The sequence below is a fragment of the Lysinibacillus sp. FJAT-14745 genome, assembly GCF_001275675.1.
In the GTDB taxonomy this organism is placed as follows: domain Bacteria; phylum Bacillota; class Bacilli; order Bacillales_A; family Planococcaceae; genus Lysinibacillus.
This window is the reverse complement of sequence record NZ_LITM01000006.1, coordinates 239,966-260,911: the sequence shown is the minus strand read 5'-3', so window position 1 is coordinate 260,911 and position 20,946 is coordinate 239,966. Positions and strand designations below refer to the sequence as shown.

Annotated in this window: 28 protein-coding genes; 2 read left to right on the top strand and 26 right to left on the bottom strand. The window is 32.0% G+C overall.

What is annotated here, in order from left to right; all coding sequences use genetic code 11:
• The first annotated feature begins 192 nt into the window (after positions 1–192).
• The gene (locus AMS59_RS26665) at positions 193–321 is read left to right on the top strand and encodes a hypothetical protein (protein ID WP_255350008.1); all 129 of its coding nucleotides are present in this window, start codon (positions 193–195) and stop codon (positions 319–321) included.
• Between the two features lie 96 nt (positions 322–417).
• Here AMS59_RS26665 and AMS59_RS25125 read toward each other — a convergent pair whose 3' ends face one another.
• The 8 genes from AMS59_RS25125 to AMS59_RS11255 form a co-directional block, all read right to left on the bottom strand.
• On the bottom strand, positions 418–555 hold the full coding sequence (locus AMS59_RS25125; RefSeq protein WP_156304622.1) for a hypothetical protein: 138 nt from the start codon (positions 553–555) through the stop codon (positions 418–420).
• 52 nt (positions 556–607) lie between these two features.
• On the bottom strand, positions 608–886 hold the full coding sequence (locus AMS59_RS11285) for a DUF1450 domain-containing protein (RefSeq protein ID WP_082337468.1): 279 nt from the start codon (positions 884–886) through the stop codon (positions 608–610).
• Positions 887–983: 97 nt separating this feature from the next.
• Positions 984–1,238 (bottom strand): hypothetical protein, encoded by a 255-nt coding sequence (locus AMS59_RS11280; RefSeq protein ID WP_053483849.1) that lies wholly within the window; start codon positions 1,236–1,238, stop codon positions 984–986.
• 110 nt (positions 1,239–1,348) lie between these two features.
• On the bottom strand, positions 1,349–1,768 hold the full coding sequence (locus AMS59_RS11275; RefSeq protein ID WP_053483848.1) for an SMI1/KNR4 family protein: 420 nt from the start codon (positions 1,766–1,768) through the stop codon (positions 1,349–1,351).
• Between the two features lie 27 nt (positions 1,769–1,795).
• On the bottom strand, positions 1,796–2,659 hold the full coding sequence (locus tag AMS59_RS11270) for a hypothetical protein (protein WP_053483847.1): 864 nt from the start codon (positions 2,657–2,659) through the stop codon (positions 1,796–1,798).
• A gap of 146 nt (positions 2,660–2,805) precedes the next feature.
• Entirely contained in the window at positions 2,806–3,114 is a 309-nt protein-coding gene (locus AMS59_RS11265; protein WP_053483846.1) for an immunity 51 family protein, read from the bottom strand.
• An 81-nt stretch (positions 3,115–3,195) separates the two neighbouring features.
• The gene (locus tag AMS59_RS11260) at positions 3,196–3,729 is read right to left on the bottom strand and encodes a hypothetical protein (RefSeq protein WP_053483845.1); all 534 of its coding nucleotides are present in this window, start codon (positions 3,727–3,729) and stop codon (positions 3,196–3,198) included.
• 50 nt (positions 3,730–3,779) lie between these two features.
• Positions 3,780–4,418, bottom strand: coding sequence for a DUF1963 domain-containing protein (locus tag AMS59_RS11255; RefSeq protein WP_053483844.1), 639 nt, complete (start codon positions 4,416–4,418; stop codon positions 3,780–3,782).
• Between the two features lie 904 nt (positions 4,419–5,322).
• On the opposite strand from AMS59_RS11255, the gene AMS59_RS26250 reads away from it, so the two are divergent.
• Positions 5,323–5,418, top strand: coding sequence for a putative holin-like toxin (locus tag AMS59_RS26250; RefSeq protein WP_234007742.1), 96 nt, complete (start codon positions 5,323–5,325; stop codon positions 5,416–5,418).
• 366 nt (positions 5,419–5,784) lie between these two features.
• Here AMS59_RS26250 and AMS59_RS11250 read toward each other — a convergent pair whose 3' ends face one another.
• The 18 genes from AMS59_RS11250 to AMS59_RS11165 all read right to left on the bottom strand — a co-directional run bounded on the left by AMS59_RS11250 (position 5,785) and on the right by AMS59_RS11165 (position 20,332).
• Positions 5,785–6,840: a hypothetical protein gene (locus tag AMS59_RS11250; RefSeq protein WP_234007741.1), complete on the bottom strand. Its 1,056-nt coding sequence runs from the start codon at positions 6,838–6,840 to the stop codon at positions 5,785–5,787.
• A 200-nt stretch (positions 6,841–7,040) separates the two neighbouring features.
• Positions 7,041–7,367 (bottom strand): hypothetical protein, encoded by a 327-nt coding sequence (locus tag AMS59_RS11245; protein ID WP_199777728.1) that lies wholly within the window; start codon positions 7,365–7,367, stop codon positions 7,041–7,043.
• A gap of 248 nt (positions 7,368–7,615) precedes the next feature.
• Positions 7,616–7,864: a hypothetical protein gene (locus AMS59_RS11240; protein WP_199777727.1), complete on the bottom strand. Its 249-nt coding sequence runs from the start codon at positions 7,862–7,864 to the stop codon at positions 7,616–7,618.
• A gap of 341 nt (positions 7,865–8,205) precedes the next feature.
• On the bottom strand, positions 8,206–8,922 hold the full coding sequence (locus AMS59_RS11235; protein WP_053483842.1) for a hypothetical protein: 717 nt from the start codon (positions 8,920–8,922) through the stop codon (positions 8,206–8,208).
• A 133-nt stretch (positions 8,923–9,055) separates the two neighbouring features.
• Complete coding sequence (locus AMS59_RS11230) at positions 9,056–9,685, bottom strand: hypothetical protein (protein WP_053483841.1); 630 nt, start codon at positions 9,683–9,685, stop codon at positions 9,056–9,058.
• An 85-nt stretch (positions 9,686–9,770) separates the two neighbouring features.
• Entirely contained in the window at positions 9,771–10,145 is a 375-nt protein-coding gene (locus AMS59_RS11225) for a hypothetical protein (protein WP_053483840.1), read from the bottom strand.
• A 269-nt stretch (positions 10,146–10,414) separates the two neighbouring features.
• Positions 10,415–11,035 (bottom strand): hypothetical protein, encoded by a 621-nt coding sequence (locus AMS59_RS11220; protein ID WP_053483839.1) that lies wholly within the window; start codon positions 11,033–11,035, stop codon positions 10,415–10,417.
• 706 nt (positions 11,036–11,741) lie between these two features.
• On the bottom strand, positions 11,742–12,551 hold the full coding sequence (locus AMS59_RS11215; protein WP_053483838.1) for a hypothetical protein: 810 nt from the start codon (positions 12,549–12,551) through the stop codon (positions 11,742–11,744).
• A gap of 186 nt (positions 12,552–12,737) precedes the next feature.
• Positions 12,738–13,073: a hypothetical protein gene (locus AMS59_RS11210; protein WP_053483837.1), complete on the bottom strand. Its 336-nt coding sequence runs from the start codon at positions 13,071–13,073 to the stop codon at positions 12,738–12,740.
• A 117-nt stretch (positions 13,074–13,190) separates the two neighbouring features.
• Entirely contained in the window at positions 13,191–13,664 is a 474-nt protein-coding gene (locus AMS59_RS11205) for a hypothetical protein (protein ID WP_053483836.1), read from the bottom strand.
• A gap of 286 nt (positions 13,665–13,950) precedes the next feature.
• Entirely contained in the window at positions 13,951–14,547 is a 597-nt protein-coding gene (locus AMS59_RS11200) for a hypothetical protein (protein WP_053483835.1), read from the bottom strand.
• Between the two features lie 170 nt (positions 14,548–14,717).
• Positions 14,718–15,191: an Imm30 family immunity protein gene (locus AMS59_RS11195; RefSeq protein ID WP_234007740.1), complete on the bottom strand. Its 474-nt coding sequence runs from the start codon at positions 15,189–15,191 to the stop codon at positions 14,718–14,720.
• 303 nt (positions 15,192–15,494) lie between these two features.
• Positions 15,495–15,896 (bottom strand): DUF2750 domain-containing protein, encoded by a 402-nt coding sequence (locus tag AMS59_RS11190; protein ID WP_053483833.1) that lies wholly within the window; start codon positions 15,894–15,896, stop codon positions 15,495–15,497.
• A gap of 223 nt (positions 15,897–16,119) precedes the next feature.
• Positions 16,120–16,425 (bottom strand): hypothetical protein, encoded by a 306-nt coding sequence (locus tag AMS59_RS25120; RefSeq protein ID WP_156304619.1) that lies wholly within the window; start codon positions 16,423–16,425, stop codon positions 16,120–16,122.
• 583 nt (positions 16,426–17,008) lie between these two features.
• Positions 17,009–17,572, bottom strand: a complete 564-nt coding sequence (locus AMS59_RS11180) for a DUF4303 domain-containing protein (protein WP_053483831.1) — start codon at positions 17,570–17,572, stop codon at positions 17,009–17,011.
• An 88-nt stretch (positions 17,573–17,660) separates the two neighbouring features.
• Positions 17,661–18,206, bottom strand: a complete 546-nt coding sequence (locus AMS59_RS11175) for an Imm26 family immunity protein (protein ID WP_053483830.1) — start codon at positions 18,204–18,206, stop codon at positions 17,661–17,663.
• A 111-nt stretch (positions 18,207–18,317) separates the two neighbouring features.
• Entirely contained in the window at positions 18,318–19,169 is an 852-nt protein-coding gene (locus AMS59_RS11170) for a hypothetical protein (protein ID WP_053483829.1), read from the bottom strand.
• Between the two features lie 656 nt (positions 19,170–19,825).
• Positions 19,826–20,332: an imm68 putative immunity domain-containing protein gene (locus tag AMS59_RS11165; RefSeq protein ID WP_053483828.1), complete on the bottom strand. Its 507-nt coding sequence runs from the start codon at positions 20,330–20,332 to the stop codon at positions 19,826–19,828.
• Positions 20,333–20,946: the final 614 nt, after the last annotated feature.

Here is a 20,946-nt window from a genome sequence, read left to right as displayed (position 1 = left end):
CTCCTAACGAAGAATGTACTGTGATTATCACATAGTACAGACAGTGTTAGAAGGTGGGTTGTATTTGGCGCTTACTATGCTAACAAGCTGTTTTTTCTATTCAGTCAATGATATTAAAGTGTAATTAAATAACTTCGGCAAAAATGAGGGGTTGATTTCCGTTCCGACTGAGCGCTTTCCTGGGGGCGTCCGATGAGCCGCTTGGGGCAACAGGATGTTGGTCACGAAGGCGTTATCACAGGACGTGATGGTTTTAGCCTTCGTTCCTCTATCGCTGATCCCCAAGGAGTCGCTCAGTCTCCACTCCAATCAACTACTTAACTTTAATAAACCTTCAGCAACAATATTTTATCTGTGCGAAAGCGAAGTGCTAACATAGCGACAGCAACAATATTTTATCTGTGCGAAAGCGAAGTGCTAACGTAGCGACAGCAACAATATTTTATCTGTGCGAAAGCGAAGTGCTAACGTAGCGACAGCAACAACATTAGCAGAGGATGCGGCTATAAGCTCATCCGCATGAAAGCGTAGCCCTGGAACAGAAATCTTCCTCATTTAAAGCACCACAACATTCACAAAGATTTCATTGACTATTCAGTATTTCATTTTAATAAATCGGATTTTGTTTGATTTCTTCATCAATTGCCTTCACTAACGTCTCTGCATCATCTGCAGTGACGACTTCTCCATTGACGATAGCGAAGATCCCTTGCTCACAAATTTCACAATGCGATGTACAGCCAGACTCTTCAATTTCAATATTGGATTTTTCAATTAATACGTCATAGGCATCTGCTGCACCTAGTGATAAGTTTGTGATGTAAAACTCTACTCTATTTTTCAATTGCTGCGGCTCTTTCTTTTTCTTAAAAAAAGAAAATACCATCCTCCCCTACTCTTTCAAACAAAAGTTTTTAAACAAAATGACTGACTGTTCGCTGTTCTCGTGTATGTAAAAATACATTAATTGTTAAAGCATGTTGTTATTCATAGATTTTACCTACATAAAAAATTGTAGCCAGGAAATTCCAATCAATGTTATTTGGTACTGGTAAATCACTATTCTTATAGTAGCTCTCCATACTCTCTATCCATGATTCAATTGCTTCAAGATAGTAATTAATAGATTTATTTTCCCATTCATCTACATTAATTTTAAAATCCTTTGAAAGCAGATTTAAAAACTCTAAAAATTCATCCTTTGTAGTTACTTGTTCGATTTTCTCATAAAACTCCATATATTACCACCTTTCTATTTTAGCTTTAGAGCCTGCGTACTATTTGAATTAAAAACAGCTCTTTACGTTACACAACGGCAATATTTTCTCGCCATTTTTATCCTTTCGCACTAATCCTGTTGGTAGTATTCGGGATCTTCGATAATCTTAAATAAAAATTCCTCAAGAGAGTTTGCAATCATTCTTTCGTTATCATAGACAGCATTTTGTTCTCCATCAGTTAATCCGATTGAAAAAGGAACTGATTCCCATCCAATAAAGAAGACTAATTTACTTTCTTCATCGTAGCTTGGATATGCATCAAAAAAACCTTGTCTTAACCGAAAATCCCTAATTGATGCGGCACTCAATACACAATTTTCGTCAAGCTCTTCTTCGCCCACAAAAGACCCATAACCGATCTCCGTCAAAAATTGCTTTAGTTCTTTTGGAAAAACAATACCTAGTTCATCTTCCACTCGTTCAACTTCATTACTTTTTATTTTGGAAAACTGAAGATCAGAGTTATCTTTAATAAATGAAAATTTCATTGAGCAGCCCTCCTTTCATTCTGCAAGTTAAATGGACTTCCTTTGTTGTAACAACTTATTGATTTCATCTTTTTTGTGAGAGTAATGTCTCTTTTCAGGATGAAATGAAACCTCGCTTAGTGATGGGCACTCTAACAATGGTGATAAATCTCCACTTTTACAATTCCAAAAATTTATTTTATGCAAATTTTTCATAGATTTCACAAATTCAAGAGAATCAACATCTGAAACCTGTAATTCTTTTATAGTACTATTTCCTGCCAAAAATGTTAGATCAGTAAGTTGTTTACATTTTTCGATTTGGAGTCTTTCAAGTCCTTTTAGTTTACTAAGAGCGTGTGCATCTTCTAGGTTATTCAGATACTGGAACCAACACCATTTCAAGGAATCTAAATCCTCTATCCCAGATAAAGAATTTAGCTTAGTCGAGGTGTCAAGACGCAAAAATTCTAATGATTTTAATGAAGAAAACTCTTTACAATCTGGATTAATATATTTAATTGCGTATAAGCTTTTTAAATTTACTAGTTTATCTAAGTTTAGATAGTAATCTTTTCGAACAACAACCTCCTCTAATTTTTTAAAATAGTTCAAATCAAGCTTTATTGGCTGAGATAGTGTGATTTCTGTAAGATTAGTTAATGTAGATAATGCTTCAATATTTTGATACTTGGATAATTTAAAATTATCGCTAATCAACAATTTATTGATAAATGCTTTGTTGTTGAAAGATGAAAAATCTAAGTGACATTTCAAATCTGCATCTAGATTCAAATTACGGATTCGAATTGAATGGTAATTTTCCTTCTCAGCAATCTGTATACCTTCCTCAAGGAAAAGTGGGTTTATCTCAAAATAGCCAATACTATCATTAAATGCATAGCTTCTCATTATTTACACCCCTTTTTATCTAGACTCCCCCTATCGAACTCCAAGACAAGGTTTCTCTCGGGCTTCCTCTTCTGAAAACAAAAATAACATTGAGTATATTGTTTATTGGCGTGTATCTCGCCCGAGAAAGTCTATAAATAATACCTTCAATCCAATTCTGCACGAGAAAATAAATCCGTAATAGTCGATTCATCTTCACATGTATTTTTAAATGAAATAGCAAACTTCTCTAATGCTTTTTTATCAGAAGAATAAGCACAAAACATACTGGCTTCGGAATCAAAATTAACAATATCTTTTAATTCGGGCATTTTTTCTTCAAGAAAGACAATCGCCAAAGACTCCCAATCATAACCTCCTCCTTCAAATCCCTCATCAGCTCGTGTATCAAAAACCTCTTGCTTATATTCACCAACATATAAACAAAAGGACGCCGAGCTACTACTACGATCCACCCAAAAAAAGGAGCTATTAGCTGTTTATCATTAATAAAATTCATCTTAACCCTCCACTAAAAAAAATTAATTAGTAAGCATCTATTCCCTACGTTTCGCCTGAATGCATTTGCAAAATCCCAAAAATGAAGGTGCTACAACGATGGCATCATCAGGGTCGTAACTTTCTTCGTAATCCATATATTTTATTTCTCCTGTTTGGATATCAATCCAAAAATCATTATCCGCATGATTATCAGCAAAAGGGATATGAAATAGAGTGAAGTTCTCGAAATCCTCGGAGTAATCAATCCTTCTATCTTTTGCTCTTTCTATGGACATTGTGTAATCAGAATCATCATCATCTTCGATTAATGGAATATGAAAAAAACTCCCAACCTCAATCGAGAAATAATCGTTGGATAGGTCATAAAAATGATCAGGATAAATATATGCCCCTTTAGTAAACACCCCTCCATTTTTAGCAAGATAAAACGCTATAAAATCTTTTTTCCCTGGAAACTCGTCAGATACAATTTCGTTTATCTGGGAAGCCGAAATCCCCTTCCAAGAATTTTCAAATAAAATATCTGCATACAGAAAATCATTAATGTTACCTTTAGAATTATTGTTCATGTAAGTTCATTTCCTACTTTTCCTTTTAATTTATTACTACTTTTTATTGCTTACGTACATTGTGTGAAAAAAACACCTGCATGATCAACATTTTTATTTAAAAACAAATATCCAACCGAGTCACTTAGGCTAAACACATCCTGGAATCCCTCTGGAAAATCACCGCCATAAATTTGTAGGCAAAATTGATAATCATCCAAACCCATATTTTCTACTTGTAACAAAGATGGTTTATTGCCGATCAACGAACCACAGTAAATCTCAATATCGTCAAAGTCTTCTTCATCAACTTCTTCTAAATCTAAATTTACTTCATCTCCAAAAACGAACTCTTGTGCTGGTATTAGAAAGTCTGATTCATTTCGAATATCACCTGCTTTGTGTAATAAAACTTTTGTATATCCTTTTTTAATATTTTTTAACTCTTCTTCATCTCCATGAAAAGTGATTGAATCTAAAAAGTAGTCATCTTTTTTATACGTTGTAAAAACGGATAGAACATGTTCTTCTGGTAAGTTTAAATCTAAAGTTTTATTAAGAAAATCCGTTGGTAAACATAATACAAGTGTTAATTTATCTCCATCTGGATTTAATGGCCAATCAATACTTTCAGGCAAGAAGCTATATCCGCCCAATCGAGCTACATTGGATCCATTTTCTACACCTTTAAAAATAACTTCAATTGACATTTTTCAATACCACCCTCATTTATAACTTTCTAGTCAATCTTTCCTCTCTTATATACAGCTGGTTTTCCCGACAATAAATACCTAACTCACTTGACCAAACTTGTTTACTGTTCGTCGATCCAACACATACGCATATATAATTACCATCAATACTATAAATTACCTTTATTGTAATTTTAGCAAAAATAAGTATCTGAATCAAAAACCATAGTTTCAAGGCTTCTATCAATGAAACTGCATGCGAAAATATTAGTTTCACAAATATATAGCAATCCTCTACTCACTTATGTAAAATAACTAATCCGTTTTTACTTACCTGTGTGTTCTGATGCCATTTTAAAACGAAAAAAACATATGCAAAAGAAGGGTTTCGACCAACTTCTTGCATATGTTTATATTGGGAAAACTCTTCTTCAACTAACAAACCTAACCTTCTAAACTTTTAACCAGTTAATATAGTAATTGTACTGTTCTTAGATTTCTACAAATCTCAAATCCTCGTCAAACTCAAATATGTCAACTATACCTTTTATTGTAGTTGGTTTTCCAAATTCAATTTATATGCTAAATGTCTGCTCCCCATCGATAGCTGTATGTTGAAGGATACACCATTAACGCAGCCCTATTACACATAATCGGTATATCGGCAAATACAAACCATGGATAAGAAAATAATCAATTGAATTATTGAGTGATAAAGTTTTAAAAATCGAAGAAGAGAATAACTAATCAGTTAGAGGAATTAGAATCTAGTAAGAGATAGCAAATCTATGATAATGATAGAAAAAATGGTATAATTAAAGAGTAACAGAATAAAGGTATTTAAGGGTGATTGGCGATCTTCTCTACTACTCCTAATTCAAATTTTGCTATTTAGTTCTAGGAGAGAAAGGAGGGATTGCTTATGACAATATATGAAGCATTAAGCTTAGCTATTGGTCTTGGTACTTTAATTATAGCTATCCTTGCATTGTCATATACTTTTTCACAAAAAAAGTAAAAGCACCCTTTAAAACCTAAGCAGGGTTAAAGTGCTTTTACTTTTGCTCTTGCCAATCGCTCTTAAAGCGTTTGTTTTGTTACTTGACCGTATGGTGTTACCGCACCATACGGTCTTTTTCTTACCCCTATTATAACACATCGCTTTTATTTCTCAATAATTTATACCCCTATTCCCTTCCTCTATGGTTATTTCGTAATCTATTATGTAACGGTAAACGTTGTATACTCTAAGTAATTACAAGATTACATAAAAAAACTATAAGTAATGCGAGATGAATATTTACGAACAAGGTCGTCTTTTACAATCTATTTCTAAAAGAGTAGAGGAATGCCTTTAATCTCAAGTATTTATTTGAATCAAAATTCAAAAGAAACTGTAGTTAATAATCGGTTCTATATTTTCTACCTTTTCTTCACTTCTTTGAAGAATATACATCGGAATTATTTCGTTTCCGAGAGCACCTGACCAAGTACATAGCGAAAGATCAATTTTTTCACCAGTACCTTCCAATTGTATTTTAGACCATTCTTTTTCTAGACATTCTGGCCACGTGAGCAATTCATCACCAGGAATAACAGATAACTCCTTTATCTCTTTTTTAATTTTATAGGTTCCACTGACTATGCATTCATCAAATATAATTGAGCTATTCATCGTTTGAATATAATAATGCCAAGGCTTAATCCCCCAAGTAATAATCAGCATACCTTCTTCAAAACATTTATCAACTAAATCGGTAGTAGTAAATAAATCAACAAGATTGATTGGCTCATTACCAACTTCATTGCTTATAAATTCACTAAATAGTTTAAGATCAACCATAAAAAATCCTAGATTCCCCAAACTTCCGTAAACAGAAGAATTAGCAAACTTTTTGTTTTTTTGAATATCAATAGAGCTTCTATATATCAACACATAAACCGTAATTGTTTCAATTTTTTGTTCATAATCCGTAAAATATTGAGGGGATTCTGATGATAAAAAATCGGGATGACGAATCCCTTGTCGAAAAACTTGAATTTTTATATCGTATTCCCCGTTTAATTCTATGTAATCCTTTCGATAGGAATTTTCTTTATGTAATACCCCATCTTTAAGAGCTTGTTGAATAGTCTCATTTTCACTATTTTTAAGTAACTCAAAATTATTTTCATGTGTATAACGAACAAAGTCTTGATCCAAAAACGATACATTTTTATATGTTATTTCAGATATTTTTTCACCTAATATAGCGGAGTCCAATAATAATTGTTTTTCACTTCTCACTTCTTCAACAATCAATTTAAACCTACAAACATCGTATTCGCTAATAGTTTCATTAAAAGGGATTTCTAGTGCTAAATTTTTAGTTTGAAATTTTGCATTTTTAAAATGGTTGGAACAATAACCTTGTTCCAACAACAAAGCCGTATTTTTCATTAATTTCACCTCTGACATATAATCCGGTTCCCTTTTTGAAAGCTTTTCCAAAAGGTAATAAACAATTTTTTAGTTAAACGAAAAAGTCGCAATATAATCCATATTCTTAGGATTTATGCTACTCCTTTGGGCTCCACAAGTACATCTTCCAAAGAATGCCTCCGCAGTATCAAGAATAAGTACACTCGCTCAATAGAGTTTTACGAAGAAATAATATCAATATATTCTGTATATTCTAAAGGGATTGGTCTATCCAATAGTAGATCTTTTAAAGGATCGACGTTTTTCCCAAACTTATAACAAAGATATAACCGTTCATTAAATTCTGCATAAACCCGGACATTAGTTAATTCATATTTATCAATTGTCTCGCTATCTGTTACAGGAATTGAAGGCATGATTATTATAGTTTTATAACTACCTGTAGACATATCTTCTTCTATTAATCTACCTCCACCTTGACCCAATATTAATACTTTCCGCTCATTTGTTGTTCCTTGCCATACAGGTACATGTCTACGTCCCATACCTAGAGATTCTATTTTATATTTTGGGAGTTTGTAATTTGTAAGAGGTTTTATGCTTTGTTTATAAATCAGGTGTGTTGATTAACCATTTTTATACATCCAAAGAGGCTGATTTCCGCTGCGGGCTACTCGCTTTCCTGCGGGAGTCGAGTAGCCCTTCGCTACAATCAGTTAAAATGGAAATATATTAGCAAAGTGGTAACGAAAAAATCCTTTTATCGCTCAATAATAAACTTATTTTTTCCTAATCAACACGCCTGTTTATAAATATTACTATTTTTAATAAACTGTCTTGTTACAGTCGTACTAAATAAAATCGGAACTTCGTTTAAATTAACATCCCCCCAATTATTATCGTCACTGTATAAGTCAAAAATCAGTAATTGAGCTTTATTAATCATTTGTGCTAAAACATAAATATTGTCCTTCCTATCTTCATCTTTGCATCTTGTTTCTATACTAATCACTTGATTAGCCTTCCAAACAGTTTTTGTCATATTTTCTCCCCCCTTTTTCAATTACAAATAAAAAATTGTCCATGGAATATCTTTGCAGTGGAATCTTTGCAGTCGAAATAATAATTGGGCATGAATGTTTATTCTTGATGCAACTACGAACCTTATCTCATTTAATTTGAGGTTAAGGTTATATAGGATGTGGCTTGTTTCTCTCACTGACTATGCAAAATTTTTACTAATGCTAAAAATCATACCAATATACATATGTATTTATATATAATCGACAACCTTTAAAAATACAGGATCTATATCAACTTCTATTAAACCCTCAATTACTGGGAACAAATCTTTAATAAGTGGGTGTTCAATATTTTCCACATCTAACCCCATTCTTTTCCCAACAAAAGAGGGGCTAATATCTCTGATGGTAAAAGCATTTTATCTTCTCTATCAAATTCTTGGTACATTTTTGTTCTACTTAAATGAAATTCACAGGCTTGATTCACAGAAGCATTTATGTCTTTCTTTGTTTCATCCGTCAAATCGTTTAAGAAATTAGAATATATGTCATTAAGCGGTTTTGGGAATTCGTAGAAAATTTCTTTATCCTTATAAAATATTGAAAACATTTTGTTAACGAACTGGCAAACTGATTCGGGTGGCTCTACTTTAAAATCTATTTTCTCAGGAGAGGTATACTGCAACAATTTATGTGCTTTATCTACATCTTGTAAAATTAATAGATTACAAGCAGACAAACATACATCAACAAACCATATTGGTTTAATATCCCCTTGTTTTCCTGCTGCATATAATAGATGATCTATTGTTCCCCATAGCATACATTGCTTAAGTGAATATGAATAATCACCCTCGTTGTTCAAATAGCGTTCTAGAAAGTCAGCACAGTACCATGTGGAAAGTATATTACATGTAATGCCTAAAGTAATACAATCTTTTCTTTCTTTTGAACCTTCCAAAAAATTTTCTATTATCATATAACTTTCTTCATACATAAAAGCCCGTTCTCTGTCTGCAAATCCTTTACTCCATCTTTTAACTTTATTCTGTATTTTTTTATGAAGATTGCTTTCCAACTGTAATCCCTCCCCTCATAAGTACCATTATTTGAATTTATATTACATTTGTTTAAGTTCATTTTGTGTTCCACCGTGTGCTCGAATTCACCTATTATTCTTCTTGCATCTGCCTTTTGAATGTCTAAATCATTTAAGAGAACTGCCAATATCCAACAACAGGATTTGTAATATTCTCCATCTTAATTTGTGCATATATGTATATGGCACCGTATGAAAATGGATAATTCCCCTTGATAAAGTCATCTTCTTCTGGATATCCTTGTTCATCAATTTGAAATAAAAACTCAAACGAATCATCTACTAACTCTTTAGTATAAAATCTTTTATTTTGGATGTGTTCAGGAGTGCCTCCAAATTTCACTAAAAAGGTTTGATTATCACTTGTGTCGTTATTTATTACTTCACAATTACCAATAGCATACTTCTTCATATTAGGATTAGTGAACACATCTGTGCTACTTTCATGAGCAACAGGATGTTCGACTAGTAGAATCGTACATGTAGGATACTTGTTATTATCTAAGTATTCATCATACTCTCTAGGGAAAAAAATCGTAAACATCATAGTTGGATCTAGAGGATTTACTAATGATAAGAAAAAGTAATATGTAGAACCATATTTACTTTGAAAATCTTTCTGATCATCAAAGTACGCTGGGGCATTCCCCCCAATCCAACTAGTATCACGGTTAGTGCATTTTCTCCCCTTAAATATCAGCGCTTTTGTCCTATCACTCAATAAATTCTTAAAATTCCACATCGATTATTTGCCCTCCTTTCTAAGCAATTCAAGGAATGAAACTTTGTTTTTCTCATATGTAATAGCAAGGTAATTCAACAAAATCCTATTCTTCATCAGGGGAAATATTTCTTCTAGGCTTGTTAGACTCACTTGGACCTGTCCAAACTCCAAATTTCCACTTTATATCATAATTTTTTAATAGTTTCATTACCTCATTTTCTATAACAATGTAATGAAACTCTTCTTCAAAAGGTATACTAAGAGAAAGTACATGATGCTCATCACACAAAAGTTCACTAAGATCATCAAATCTATCAATAAGTTCTATTTTATATCTGCCTTTTTGGCCTTCTGCTATATATCGCCCTTTTTTATTTTCATAGGGTAATGAAACGTTAAAAACTTTTTCTATTTTTTTTACTAAATCTACAAAAGTTAAATCTTCTAGTAATATAATATCTAGGTATTTTGTCTTCACCTTTATCGAAATCTCCCTTTAAACCGAATAGCAAAAACAACTACAAAATGTAATTGCTTTATCATTCTGGACAGCTTAGTCTTATTTGAACGTCCCCTTTTCAAAGCACTTCATCTAGTTAATGAGTCATGGCTATTCAAACCTTTCATTTCCAATAAATAGGAGTGCCACTCGCAATTGTTATCTGCGATAATGATTTAATCCATCTCTGCCACATTAAAGTTATATTTTTCATCTTCACGTGGATCATTAAAACCTTCAAATTCTCTTCAGGAATATTGCCAATAAGCTTTTAAGGGACTCTCAATCGAATCGTCTAAAATCTGTGCATATAAATATATAGCACCGAAGGCAAAGGGATAACTTTTTCTTGGTTTTATTAGTGTATCTGGATACCCTTCCTCATCGACTTGGAATAGAAAATCAAAACCATCATCATGCAACTCCTTATAATAATACTCTTCTTCCTGAATATGCTTTGGCGTTCCCAAAAATTTGATAAGAAAACTTTCTTTGAATGATTTTTTATCACAAACAATATTAGCTTCCGAAATAAAATGCTTTACTAAATCAGGATTAGTAAAAGCATCAAATATACTTTCTTCTGTTTTAGGATGCATAATTGTTAACAATGAACAATCTGGATATTTATTTTTAGAAATACGTTCTTCAAAATTTTTAGGGGCAAAAATGGAGAGCATTTCGTTATCATTAAAAGGGTTAACAATCGTCAAATAAAAATTCAACTCAGTTTCTTTATTCACTATGCCTTCCAGTTCATCGAAATAAGCAGGTGCATTCCCCCCGAGCCATCCATTACCGCTATCATTTTCACTCGCTTGAAAAAGCATACACTCTTTTCGTTCTTTAAGAATTTTTAAATCTCTCATTATAAACTCCCCTTCTATTTTGCATTGCATGATACAAATTCATGTTTTTCCATGCACGATAGCTGCAGTTCTAAGTTCCTGTATCTTTTCTGTTATAAACGTTGAAATAAATATGTACAAAAATGCTTGTTTAACAAAGTACATTTTTGATTTCCTTTGTATATTACAACTTTACAGGGAGTGCCGAGCATGATAGCCTTGACCGGTTAGCCAGACCTTGATATAGCTGGGTTCTAGGCTATCGAATTATACGAGTAAAGGCTCCGTGTCAAGTTGTAATTATTCACGCACTTGTATAGAAAAGTAGTTAATCAGCAAAAATGCACATTGTTATTTTTTGACATTCGTATTCTGTCGTAAAATCGAGATAGCTGTTGCTCTCCTTATTATTTTGCAGAGTACTAATCCAGTGATGAAGAGAATATTCAGTTTGTGCAATGTGAGAAGTTATCATCATCTCCATATTATACCAATCAAGTTGATTTTTCGTAAATATCCGAATATATTCATTAATAAAACTATCAGATTAGTATGGTATCTTTGTTGCTATATTTTAAGTAAACAAATGTAGGAGCATCTTGGAAACTTCATTAAAAAGAGCAACAATAATTCTCAATAGAATTTTTGCTGCTCTTTCATTAAAAGTTACTATATATTATTTTTGTTGTCCAAAAACACTTAATTCTTCCCCAAATATTAATATACATTACATAAACAAATTTTGTAATTCCTCATATCCACCAAACCAAAATTTTAGTGCATCTTGATTTATACCGTCTCTCCCTTTCCACCAATCGACGGGATATAACCAATCCGAACTATGCCTAGATCCTGGAGCTAAACCAAGATTTGTGAATTGGTGTAAAAAACCTTTATGCTCTTCTGTTTCTAAAATACTACAAAAACCAAGCGTCTCCAGTAATGCTTTTCTTTGTTCTTCATTTGATTTAAATCCCTCAATTTTTCTAATCTTTTTTTGTACTTTAGAAGGTGTATCATTTCTTTCTGCATTCCTAATAATCTCAATAATAGATTGAAAAATATCAAAATCTTTTATTGACGGCGTTACATACGGAAGCTTATTATGCTGTTGAAGTATAAAAGCCAAATGATATATTCTTCCGCTGATAATTCCTCCTATTTTAAACCGAATACTATTAATGAACGAAAAATCGACTAACTCGTACGGTTTACTTGAACAAATAATACAGTTTACCCCATTAGTCTCGACGGAATGTTTGGGAAACACTTTCAAAATATTATATGCAGATAAGCCAATTCTCCAATCTAAACGACCTGAACTTAAACTTGATAGAAATAAATCTGTCATATTTTTCTTCTTACATTTATTTAACTCTTGAAAAGCAAACTCTATTGTTTCATCATGTGTTTGAGTAATACTGTCAAACATATAACCTGCATCCTTAGCAAATTGAAAGTCCTCCTCTGAAGTTTTATCTGGATGTAGTAAATCGTATTCCGATAAAATTTTAAGAGCCTTTTTATTCAACTCCATTTAGGTTCCTACTTTCTATCCGTTTCATTTAAGGTTTTAAATCATAATCCATTATATGTAGGTATTTCACTAACCCTTAATCCATTAAAATGCAAAAAATCAGATTGACTAACTAGATTGTCCATTATAACGATAGAACACTTGTAAAGAAAAGGTTATACGTTTTCTATACATCTGTTCTGGAATCTAATTTTTTATTTCAAGTAATTCATATACAATAATACCTCGAAGTCCTATTGAAGAATCAAGATAAGAAATTTGATAACTACTCATTTTAAAATTATTTAGCTCTGGATATTCTTCCAATAAAAAGCCAGGAATCTTTTTTCCGTCAAACGTTGAAAATTCAAATATGATATTTTGTTGTTCAAAGGAGGTAAGTTCCCAAAAAACAGGATTAACAAAAGTAATTACCTTATCAATTTTATTAATAAGCGAAAGATATAGTTCTAAACTATTTTTATTTTTCTTTATACAATAAATCTCTGCATCATGGAATTTTTCATTGATAAACTCTTGCAATAAATTCACCAACTTTCAATTAGTGCAATTTTGCCGAAGGGGTATTTGTATTTCTTCCGTATGTATTTAATTCACTTGAAGTTAAGGGTCTGCCAACATTTCTCCTGCATAAATATCCTAATCAGAAATTATTCCTCTCTCTTTCAGAAATAAAATCCAATCATCCTCTTCAGAATTCGGGATAACTTTACAATATCCAGATCCAAAAACATAGTTTTTTAAAAAGGAATCGAATTCTCCATAACAACTCATCTTAGTACCTTCATCCGTAATGAACCTATAAACATTCCCATCGAACCTGTTAATTATTAATGGATCATAAAGAATGTGCCCTATCGATAACCACGATTCTTTTTCATCTTGAATATCTGACAGAACATATTGATTGCTTTCTAATTCACTGTAACTCCATAAATCAATATCACCACAGCGCGCACCGTTTGTTAATTTTAATAAATCGTAATATTTCCCTAACTTTAAAGAATTAACTTCCCTGATGCCATCATTTAATTTTCCAAAAACTATATATGAGTGATTTTCGTTTAAACCTTCTTTTAGGCAATCAATAATTTTTTTAATATCCTCGTTCATTAACATTAACCTCGCTTTTATTATTGTACCAGCTGATTTACGGACGTATTTGCTATGTTGTATTAAAAATCTATTTTTTCATCGTTTCCATGATAAAATTCCTTTCAACATCTACCAAAGAGGAATTCCCATACTAAATATAAATACCAATTGTTCATCTGAACAAAAAGCATCATATTACATGGAGGAGGAAATTCCATTTCTAACACAAAAAACATATGTACAGAAAGAGCTTATAACTTCTTCTTTACATATGTTTTGTAACTCCTATTTTGGAAAATTTGTATCATTTACTCCCTCGATTTTCAGGATCGACTACAAAATTATACTCATCGATACTCTTTGTAAAATCAAAGTGTGGTAGCTTTTCAGTAGCACTAAAATTAAAAATATAGCCAAACTCTATATTGGTTTTTAATTTATTACCACAGTAACCTGTTATTCTAACCGAGTAATTGTTGTTCGACATCTGCACACTGTTACAATTGTCGTAACTTTCATCTTTTATATTTTCATAGTTTACGTAATAATTTTTATCCCAATCAATAATAGCAGAGATATCCGAAATAATAAGATTTCCACTAGTAACATGTAGAGGAAAAGGATTTGTTATAAAGATATTATTTTGTTCAGGTATTGAGGCATTATCCTGTTCATGGTTAATTATTATTTGATAGTGATCATCGAGTTCAGGAATTTCGTATATTGGAATAATGCAACCTTGAGAAATAACCTCCTGGCCAATTTTTTCATTGTTACAAAAAAGTTTGAGCAAATCGCTTTCAACAATGTTATTTTTCTCTAAATAGTTATTTAAAGTTAGGGGATCAAACACAACTAACCCAGGAGCATATAACATCAATTTAAATTTTTTTATTACCATACTTACACCCCACCTGCATAGAAATCTTTCATTAACTTTTCCGCCTGATTTCAAAGGTCGAAACGATTTTATTCCTTATGTCAAAAGCTGATATACACTAAATACAAGGAATAGGAAACTCTATTTCTAACAAAAAAATATATGTAAAGATAATGATATACTTTCATCCTTTAAAGGAGTTCACCTGTACGGGCCTCAATGATCGATAAAACCTCTGCAGTTGAATCATAATGACTCGGCGATTCTTCTTTTAATTGATTCATAATGTTAATAACTAACTTTTGTAAATTAGGATCTGCATTAGAAACTAAAGCTGCATAAATCTTTCTGCCTATTTCTTCGTTTAAAATTCTTGCATGCATCCATTCTGCCCATTGTTGAGCATGAGGAAGCATTTTTGGAAGCATTTCAATTAATATCTCAAATCCTATTTCATCTCCAAACATTATTCTGCTATGTTCTACTGTATACAATAAATTTTCCCCATACTCCGGTAGCTCGAACCTATCATCAAAAGCCAAATACAGCGCTCGTATATATTCACTATTGTTTGATTTAATTATTTCTGACAATAGTTGCTCAAACTCTTCCATTTCCATATCAGGATCCATTAACTTACCATTTATTATTTTTTCTATCTTCATACCCAACTCCATTTTCATATCACCCATTCCCTTGTTGTTTTATTTCTGAAGTATAGATAACAGTACCGCTCCTCTCTTCCTCCATTACAGAGGCTACTTCATTACTACAAATTCTTCAGCATCTGCATCTCTCTTATACCCTTGTCAATTTGTTGCTTAGGTTTTTCGCATCTCATAAGAGAATCTCCTACATTGCGTTTCATTTTAAAGTAGCAATAAAACCCGGCTTAGTATTTATGCTACTCTTCTGCTTGCTCTACACACATTGCCCAAACTTTATTAACATCCATATTTCAAAAGATTTTATTCTAATTGAGAACATTCGTATAATAAATTATTTTTAAAGTCATCCGCAGATACTCTTATAACTTCTTCATCTTCTGGTACTTTGAATACAACTACATACGTTCCTTCTTCCGACAGGTTAGGTAATATTCCGTCTATTAGTGTATTTATATGTATTTTCTGTGTTTTACAGTTTCCCCATTCTTCTCCTATACATTTCAAAGCATACTCTTCGAAGGGCCAAATAGGCATAGAAAGATTTCCTTCTTTATCTGAAGTTGTAACAAACCCTTCATCTAATTTCAATGACCACGCCTCTTCCCAGTCTGCAATACGTTTTACAGAGTAAATATATCGATCTCTAGCTGATTTTTTAATCATGGCTTTAAATTCTGGACTCGCTTCAAATCCTTTTCCCATATTAAAGTCCTCATTTCTTTTCATCATTTTTTCTTTAACGTCAAACGTCTTTGTAAATAATCTACAATTCTAATTATATTTTTTCATAAACTGTTCTTAAATTCTTTGTAATCAATTGATATATCGTTATGATAGGCAACCCAATCATGTGTATTCTTTGCGTATTTAAAATGTATCCTTTCATTCCTAACACCCCTTCGGATTTAGAGCTTTCTTTAAGTAGTCAGTTTTTTTCTGATAAGAATTCTTGAATAAAAGAATATATATTGTCCTCTGATAGATCAAATAAATTCATCTTAATATTTTCATAATGTACAGAAGAAATTTTTAATACTTCTTTGAGAGAAATACTAATTAAATATAAATCACCATCTTCAAAAGCTAAGAAATCACCATCAGATAAATCCCTTAAGTGAAACATTCTACGATCTTCTACTATAACTTCATATACTTCACTCTCATTAAAGCTTTGAATTCCCCAAGATAGTAGTTTCCTTTTTATCGTTCCTTCTATAGGTTTTTCTTTCACCTTAACAAAGTCAATGTTTATTTGACTTAGGTCTAAATCACATTGGATTAATTCAACATCTGAGGAGACACCCGCAATTACTCCGTAGTTAAAAAAAATCTCAAGATTGACATCTTTACTTGCTTTTTTATTAAAAAATTTAACACCTGTGATAGAAAACTCCTTTTCACCTTTTTTTTCATATTTTTTTATAACTTCCTTATGAAATGAAACACCAATGTAATTATTTAAATATCCAGTTACCGGAAAAGCACCTTGTAAAAGCCCTTCTTTTATTTGTTTTAAATAAATTGAATATTCATTTGGTAGTTCTCTAAAACAGCTATCAGCAAGTTATTAAACCAGTCAACATCAATTTCAAAAGATTTATTTTTACGAAAAAAACTAAACAAGCTCATCGCTCCTACTCGTTATTAAAAGTATTCTGCTAGATTATCTGGTATTTAGGAGATATTCTGTGAAGAATACTTCGTCATATTTTCGAATTTTTCAAAATTATTGCCTGAAAAATACTCATGTAGATAGAAGGATAGCTTCATCATTTTATTGATAATTTCAATTTTACATTTCTTTTGAAATCCTTTTAACTCCATCTATTTACAAAATTACTCCTTACATTTTCTGAGTTCAGCAACCCCGCTGAATAATTCTCAATCATTTCTGCTCGGTCATCATCAGAAATAGATATAAATATTGTTATGTCATCTTTTTCATGACAAAACAAACCCTCATTGTGTAATGTAAGTAATGTTTCAGTCATTGTTTTATAAAATCCCTCCTCAAACTCCTGAAATCTACTGTCCTCAATAGATTCCCTCTTCTCAGCCAAATAGTCTGAAACTAAAACTATCTCACTCTGTTCAAGATCGCTATCATCGTATTCCCATTCAGCAGGAACCCATTTTATAGTTTTGTATAAAACTTCATCACTTAAATTCTCTGACCGATTCTTCTGAGTATACTTATGATATTTACTTTCCATCTTTTCGAAAGTATTTATCGCTAAAAATACTGTCATAGCATCACTGTCAGTTACTAAACAAATAGCATATATTCTTTCGTTTCCAATTATTTTTGACAATTCTTTAAAGTCATTCCTAACTGCCATGATCAACCTTTTTCCAAACTCATCAAAAAATTCTTTCATAGGCTAAAAATCCTCTTCGATATCCAGATTTATTACTTACGCTTCGATTACTCACAAAATGTTTTCCAATAAACTGTAATTCGCCTTGTTATTTAACACCAACAGACTCACTAATTTTTTGTCTATATTTTTCAATCTCTTCCTTAACCTGTATGCCCCCCCATGGACTTCTAAGTAAAAAAACTTCATTCTTTCTACCTTTAATTTTAAAATGTAATCCTTCAGATTGAATTCGATGTTCATCCCCATTAACAATAGAATATTCTATATTTCCGCAATCATTATCAAAAACACCTAATAGTTTCGTATCTGTAACCTTCTCAGCAGCCATACCCCAATAGCGCAAATGATCAACATTTTCTGGTTTGAAAGAATCCTCATGGCCAATTACCTTCCAAATACCTTCTTTCTTTCTTTTACCAAATAATCCCCAAGTATCTATAGGAATTGGCTCGAAAAGCCTCTTTTCGGTAATATTTGTATCAAAAATAATTTCTTCAGAAAAATAATCGAAAATTTCAACGATATGTCCTAAACTTATTTGAGAAATACAGCGTCCAAATGCATACTCATGATTATCTAATCTTACACTAAAAATATCTCCCACTTGAAAATTACTTTTAGATGTTTTCATCGTTTGCTCTCCTCGTTTATAAGCCGATCTGAGTACCTTAGTACTGAATCTGAGCCTGCTCAATTCCTCCTACCAGACCTGTCGTTTCATCATTAATTAATCTTCCCTTGTTTAGCTCTTGTTTTTTAGGAGATTGTTTATAGTGTCTCTTTTATGAGAGTAATGCCTCTTCTCTGGATGAAAAGAAACCTCTTTTAATGTCGGACATTCTAGTAATGGCGTTAAGTCCCCTGATTTACAGTTCCAAAAGTTAATGGTCTCCAATGCTCTCATGGTTCTTACAAACTCCAAAGAGACTAGATCTGAAATTAACAATTTTTTTATGGATCCATTATCATTCAAGAATGAATAATCCATTAGGTTTTTGCAACCTTCTACATGTAACCACTTTAAACTACTTAGTTGAGATATGCTATTTGCATCAGAAAGGTAATTGTTTTTAGCCAACCAGCAAGTTTCAAGGTTTTCTAATTCTTCAACACCTTCAAGTGATTCCAGTTTTTTAGACCCACTTAGTCGTAGATAAACCAATTCTTTTAATGTTCTCAACTCATGACAATTTTGTTTTGAATATCCAAAAATATAAAGACTTTTTAAATTTGTAAGTGTTTCTAAGTTTTCATAACAACTATTAAAGAGATATAGTTCTTCTAGTTGTTTTAATCGTGAAAAATCAATAGGGATTTGCAAGGATACCTTAAAATCAATCATATTCACCAAAGAATAAAGAGCTTCAATATTGGCAACACTTTTTAATTTAAAATTGTTGTTAATCGCCAGATTTTTAATAAATTTCTTATCTTTTAAAGGAGCAAGATCTAAATCACACTTAAAATCAACATCATCAACAAATCCCTTAATACGAATCGATTCAAACTGCTCTTCTTCTGCAACACGGACTCCTTCTTCTAAATACCTTGGATCTATTTCAATTACACTGTCATTAAAACTATATTTTCTCATAAAAAAACAACTCGTTTGTAAACATTAAATAATTTATAGTAACTCATAAATATCATCCTTCATCATGTAGTTGTTCTACAATTTGCATTTTTTTCTTCTCACGATACTTAACGAGAAATTCTAAAATTTCCAAAAGTCAAATGATTGTTTGATTGGTATGATGTAGTATCTTAAAAAGAAAGAGTAGCAATTTTATCCAAATTCCAAAGGATTTATGCTACTCATTGATGTTTGTATAAATTTTCACAATACGCTCTAATTTATCAGGTGACGAAAACGAGGTATAGCACCCAAATCGATATCGATGCTATCTTTTAAATACCTAGTCTATTACCGGGTTGCATGACCTTTTCTTTACAGGATTCGGTATCCCTAATTTCTCAATTAAGAAGCGTAAGAAATCAGATACAGTTCTCCCTCGGAAAGCTCCTAAATGTGATCAATTAATTCTTTCAGAGTATCCAATCTGGCTATTTGGTCTGCTGCCTCATACGGTAAAAATACAAATATATAGCATGTGAGTTTCAGTCTATCCACATCATCCATCGACATTGTCGCAAAACCATTCCAATGCATTCCTCAGGTGAATGACTTCGGAACCTGCCGATTTCCTGTTGTTTATTATGTTCATTCCACCGCTACATTTATTTGTGATTTTATATATTTAGTTCTGTTATAATCTCCTTGCATGCCTTTGCGATTTCTCTCATATCATCTTCCGGGCAAAACTCCGCCAAATCATAACTTAAAGGGTTATGGATAAAATCTTCCAATACTCCGCTCAAAAAAGCCATTTCTTCTTTTTCCACTTTCAAAGAAATAACAGCATTTTTGTCCATGATACCGCCAGCTAAATCCGTAAGATGAACCTTACCGTTTTTTTGACATTCCAGAATAATAGCCGTAATATCCATCAACAAATTAATTACACAGCCTATATCTTGAAAAAACTCTTTTTCTATAATATAGTAAATATCTTTCGTTTGGCGTAAGTCTTTAATTTCCCGCGTATTATTTAGTTGAAAGTCTTGCAAAATATTTTTAACGTTTATTTCAGTTGGAATATCCGACTCAAATTCTCTGTTAACGAAATAGTCGATCAAAGTGTATGTATCATCGGTTCCACCGATATATTCTCCCCACCATCGCTCAATGTACATCATCGCTTTTCAGGCCCCCTCAAAAGTCTTGTTTATTCAACAAATTTGGAAAACTAGTTATAATTGTTTCCTCCATTCTCTTTGCGTATCGCGGCAATAGTTGAAGTTTTATTATATTTCCCAATTTTAGAATAGGCCCAATATCTCGGCTCTTATTCACTAATGCCTTTAAAATATCTGTTACCTTTATTTTTCCCTTTTTTCGCACCCAATGGGGCAAAACTGTAGCGCTTAAACTTTCAACAACTTTCTCTTACTGCTTTAAAAATTAAATTTCCATTGCTAAAAGCTCTGATGGCTAATCCTCCATAAGCCCCGCCAAATAATTTAATAAATTCTATACACTGATCATTAAATTTTACATTTAAAACGTTTCTGCATTTTTGATTTCTTGAATACTCGCAGGTTTACCAATAAGACTGCTATTTTTCTTCGTTTCTCAAAAAGTTATCTATCTTGTTAAGAAGCTCTTTGTTCATTTTAAACATTCTCCGCTTTTTAAGATGACATATTATTCCCCATAGACCCTTTGCATTAACTACTCAACTTTCGCAGTAAAAAAATCCTGATCAACACTTCGTATTATTAGCTATTTTGCTATTCAAAAATCTATTTGA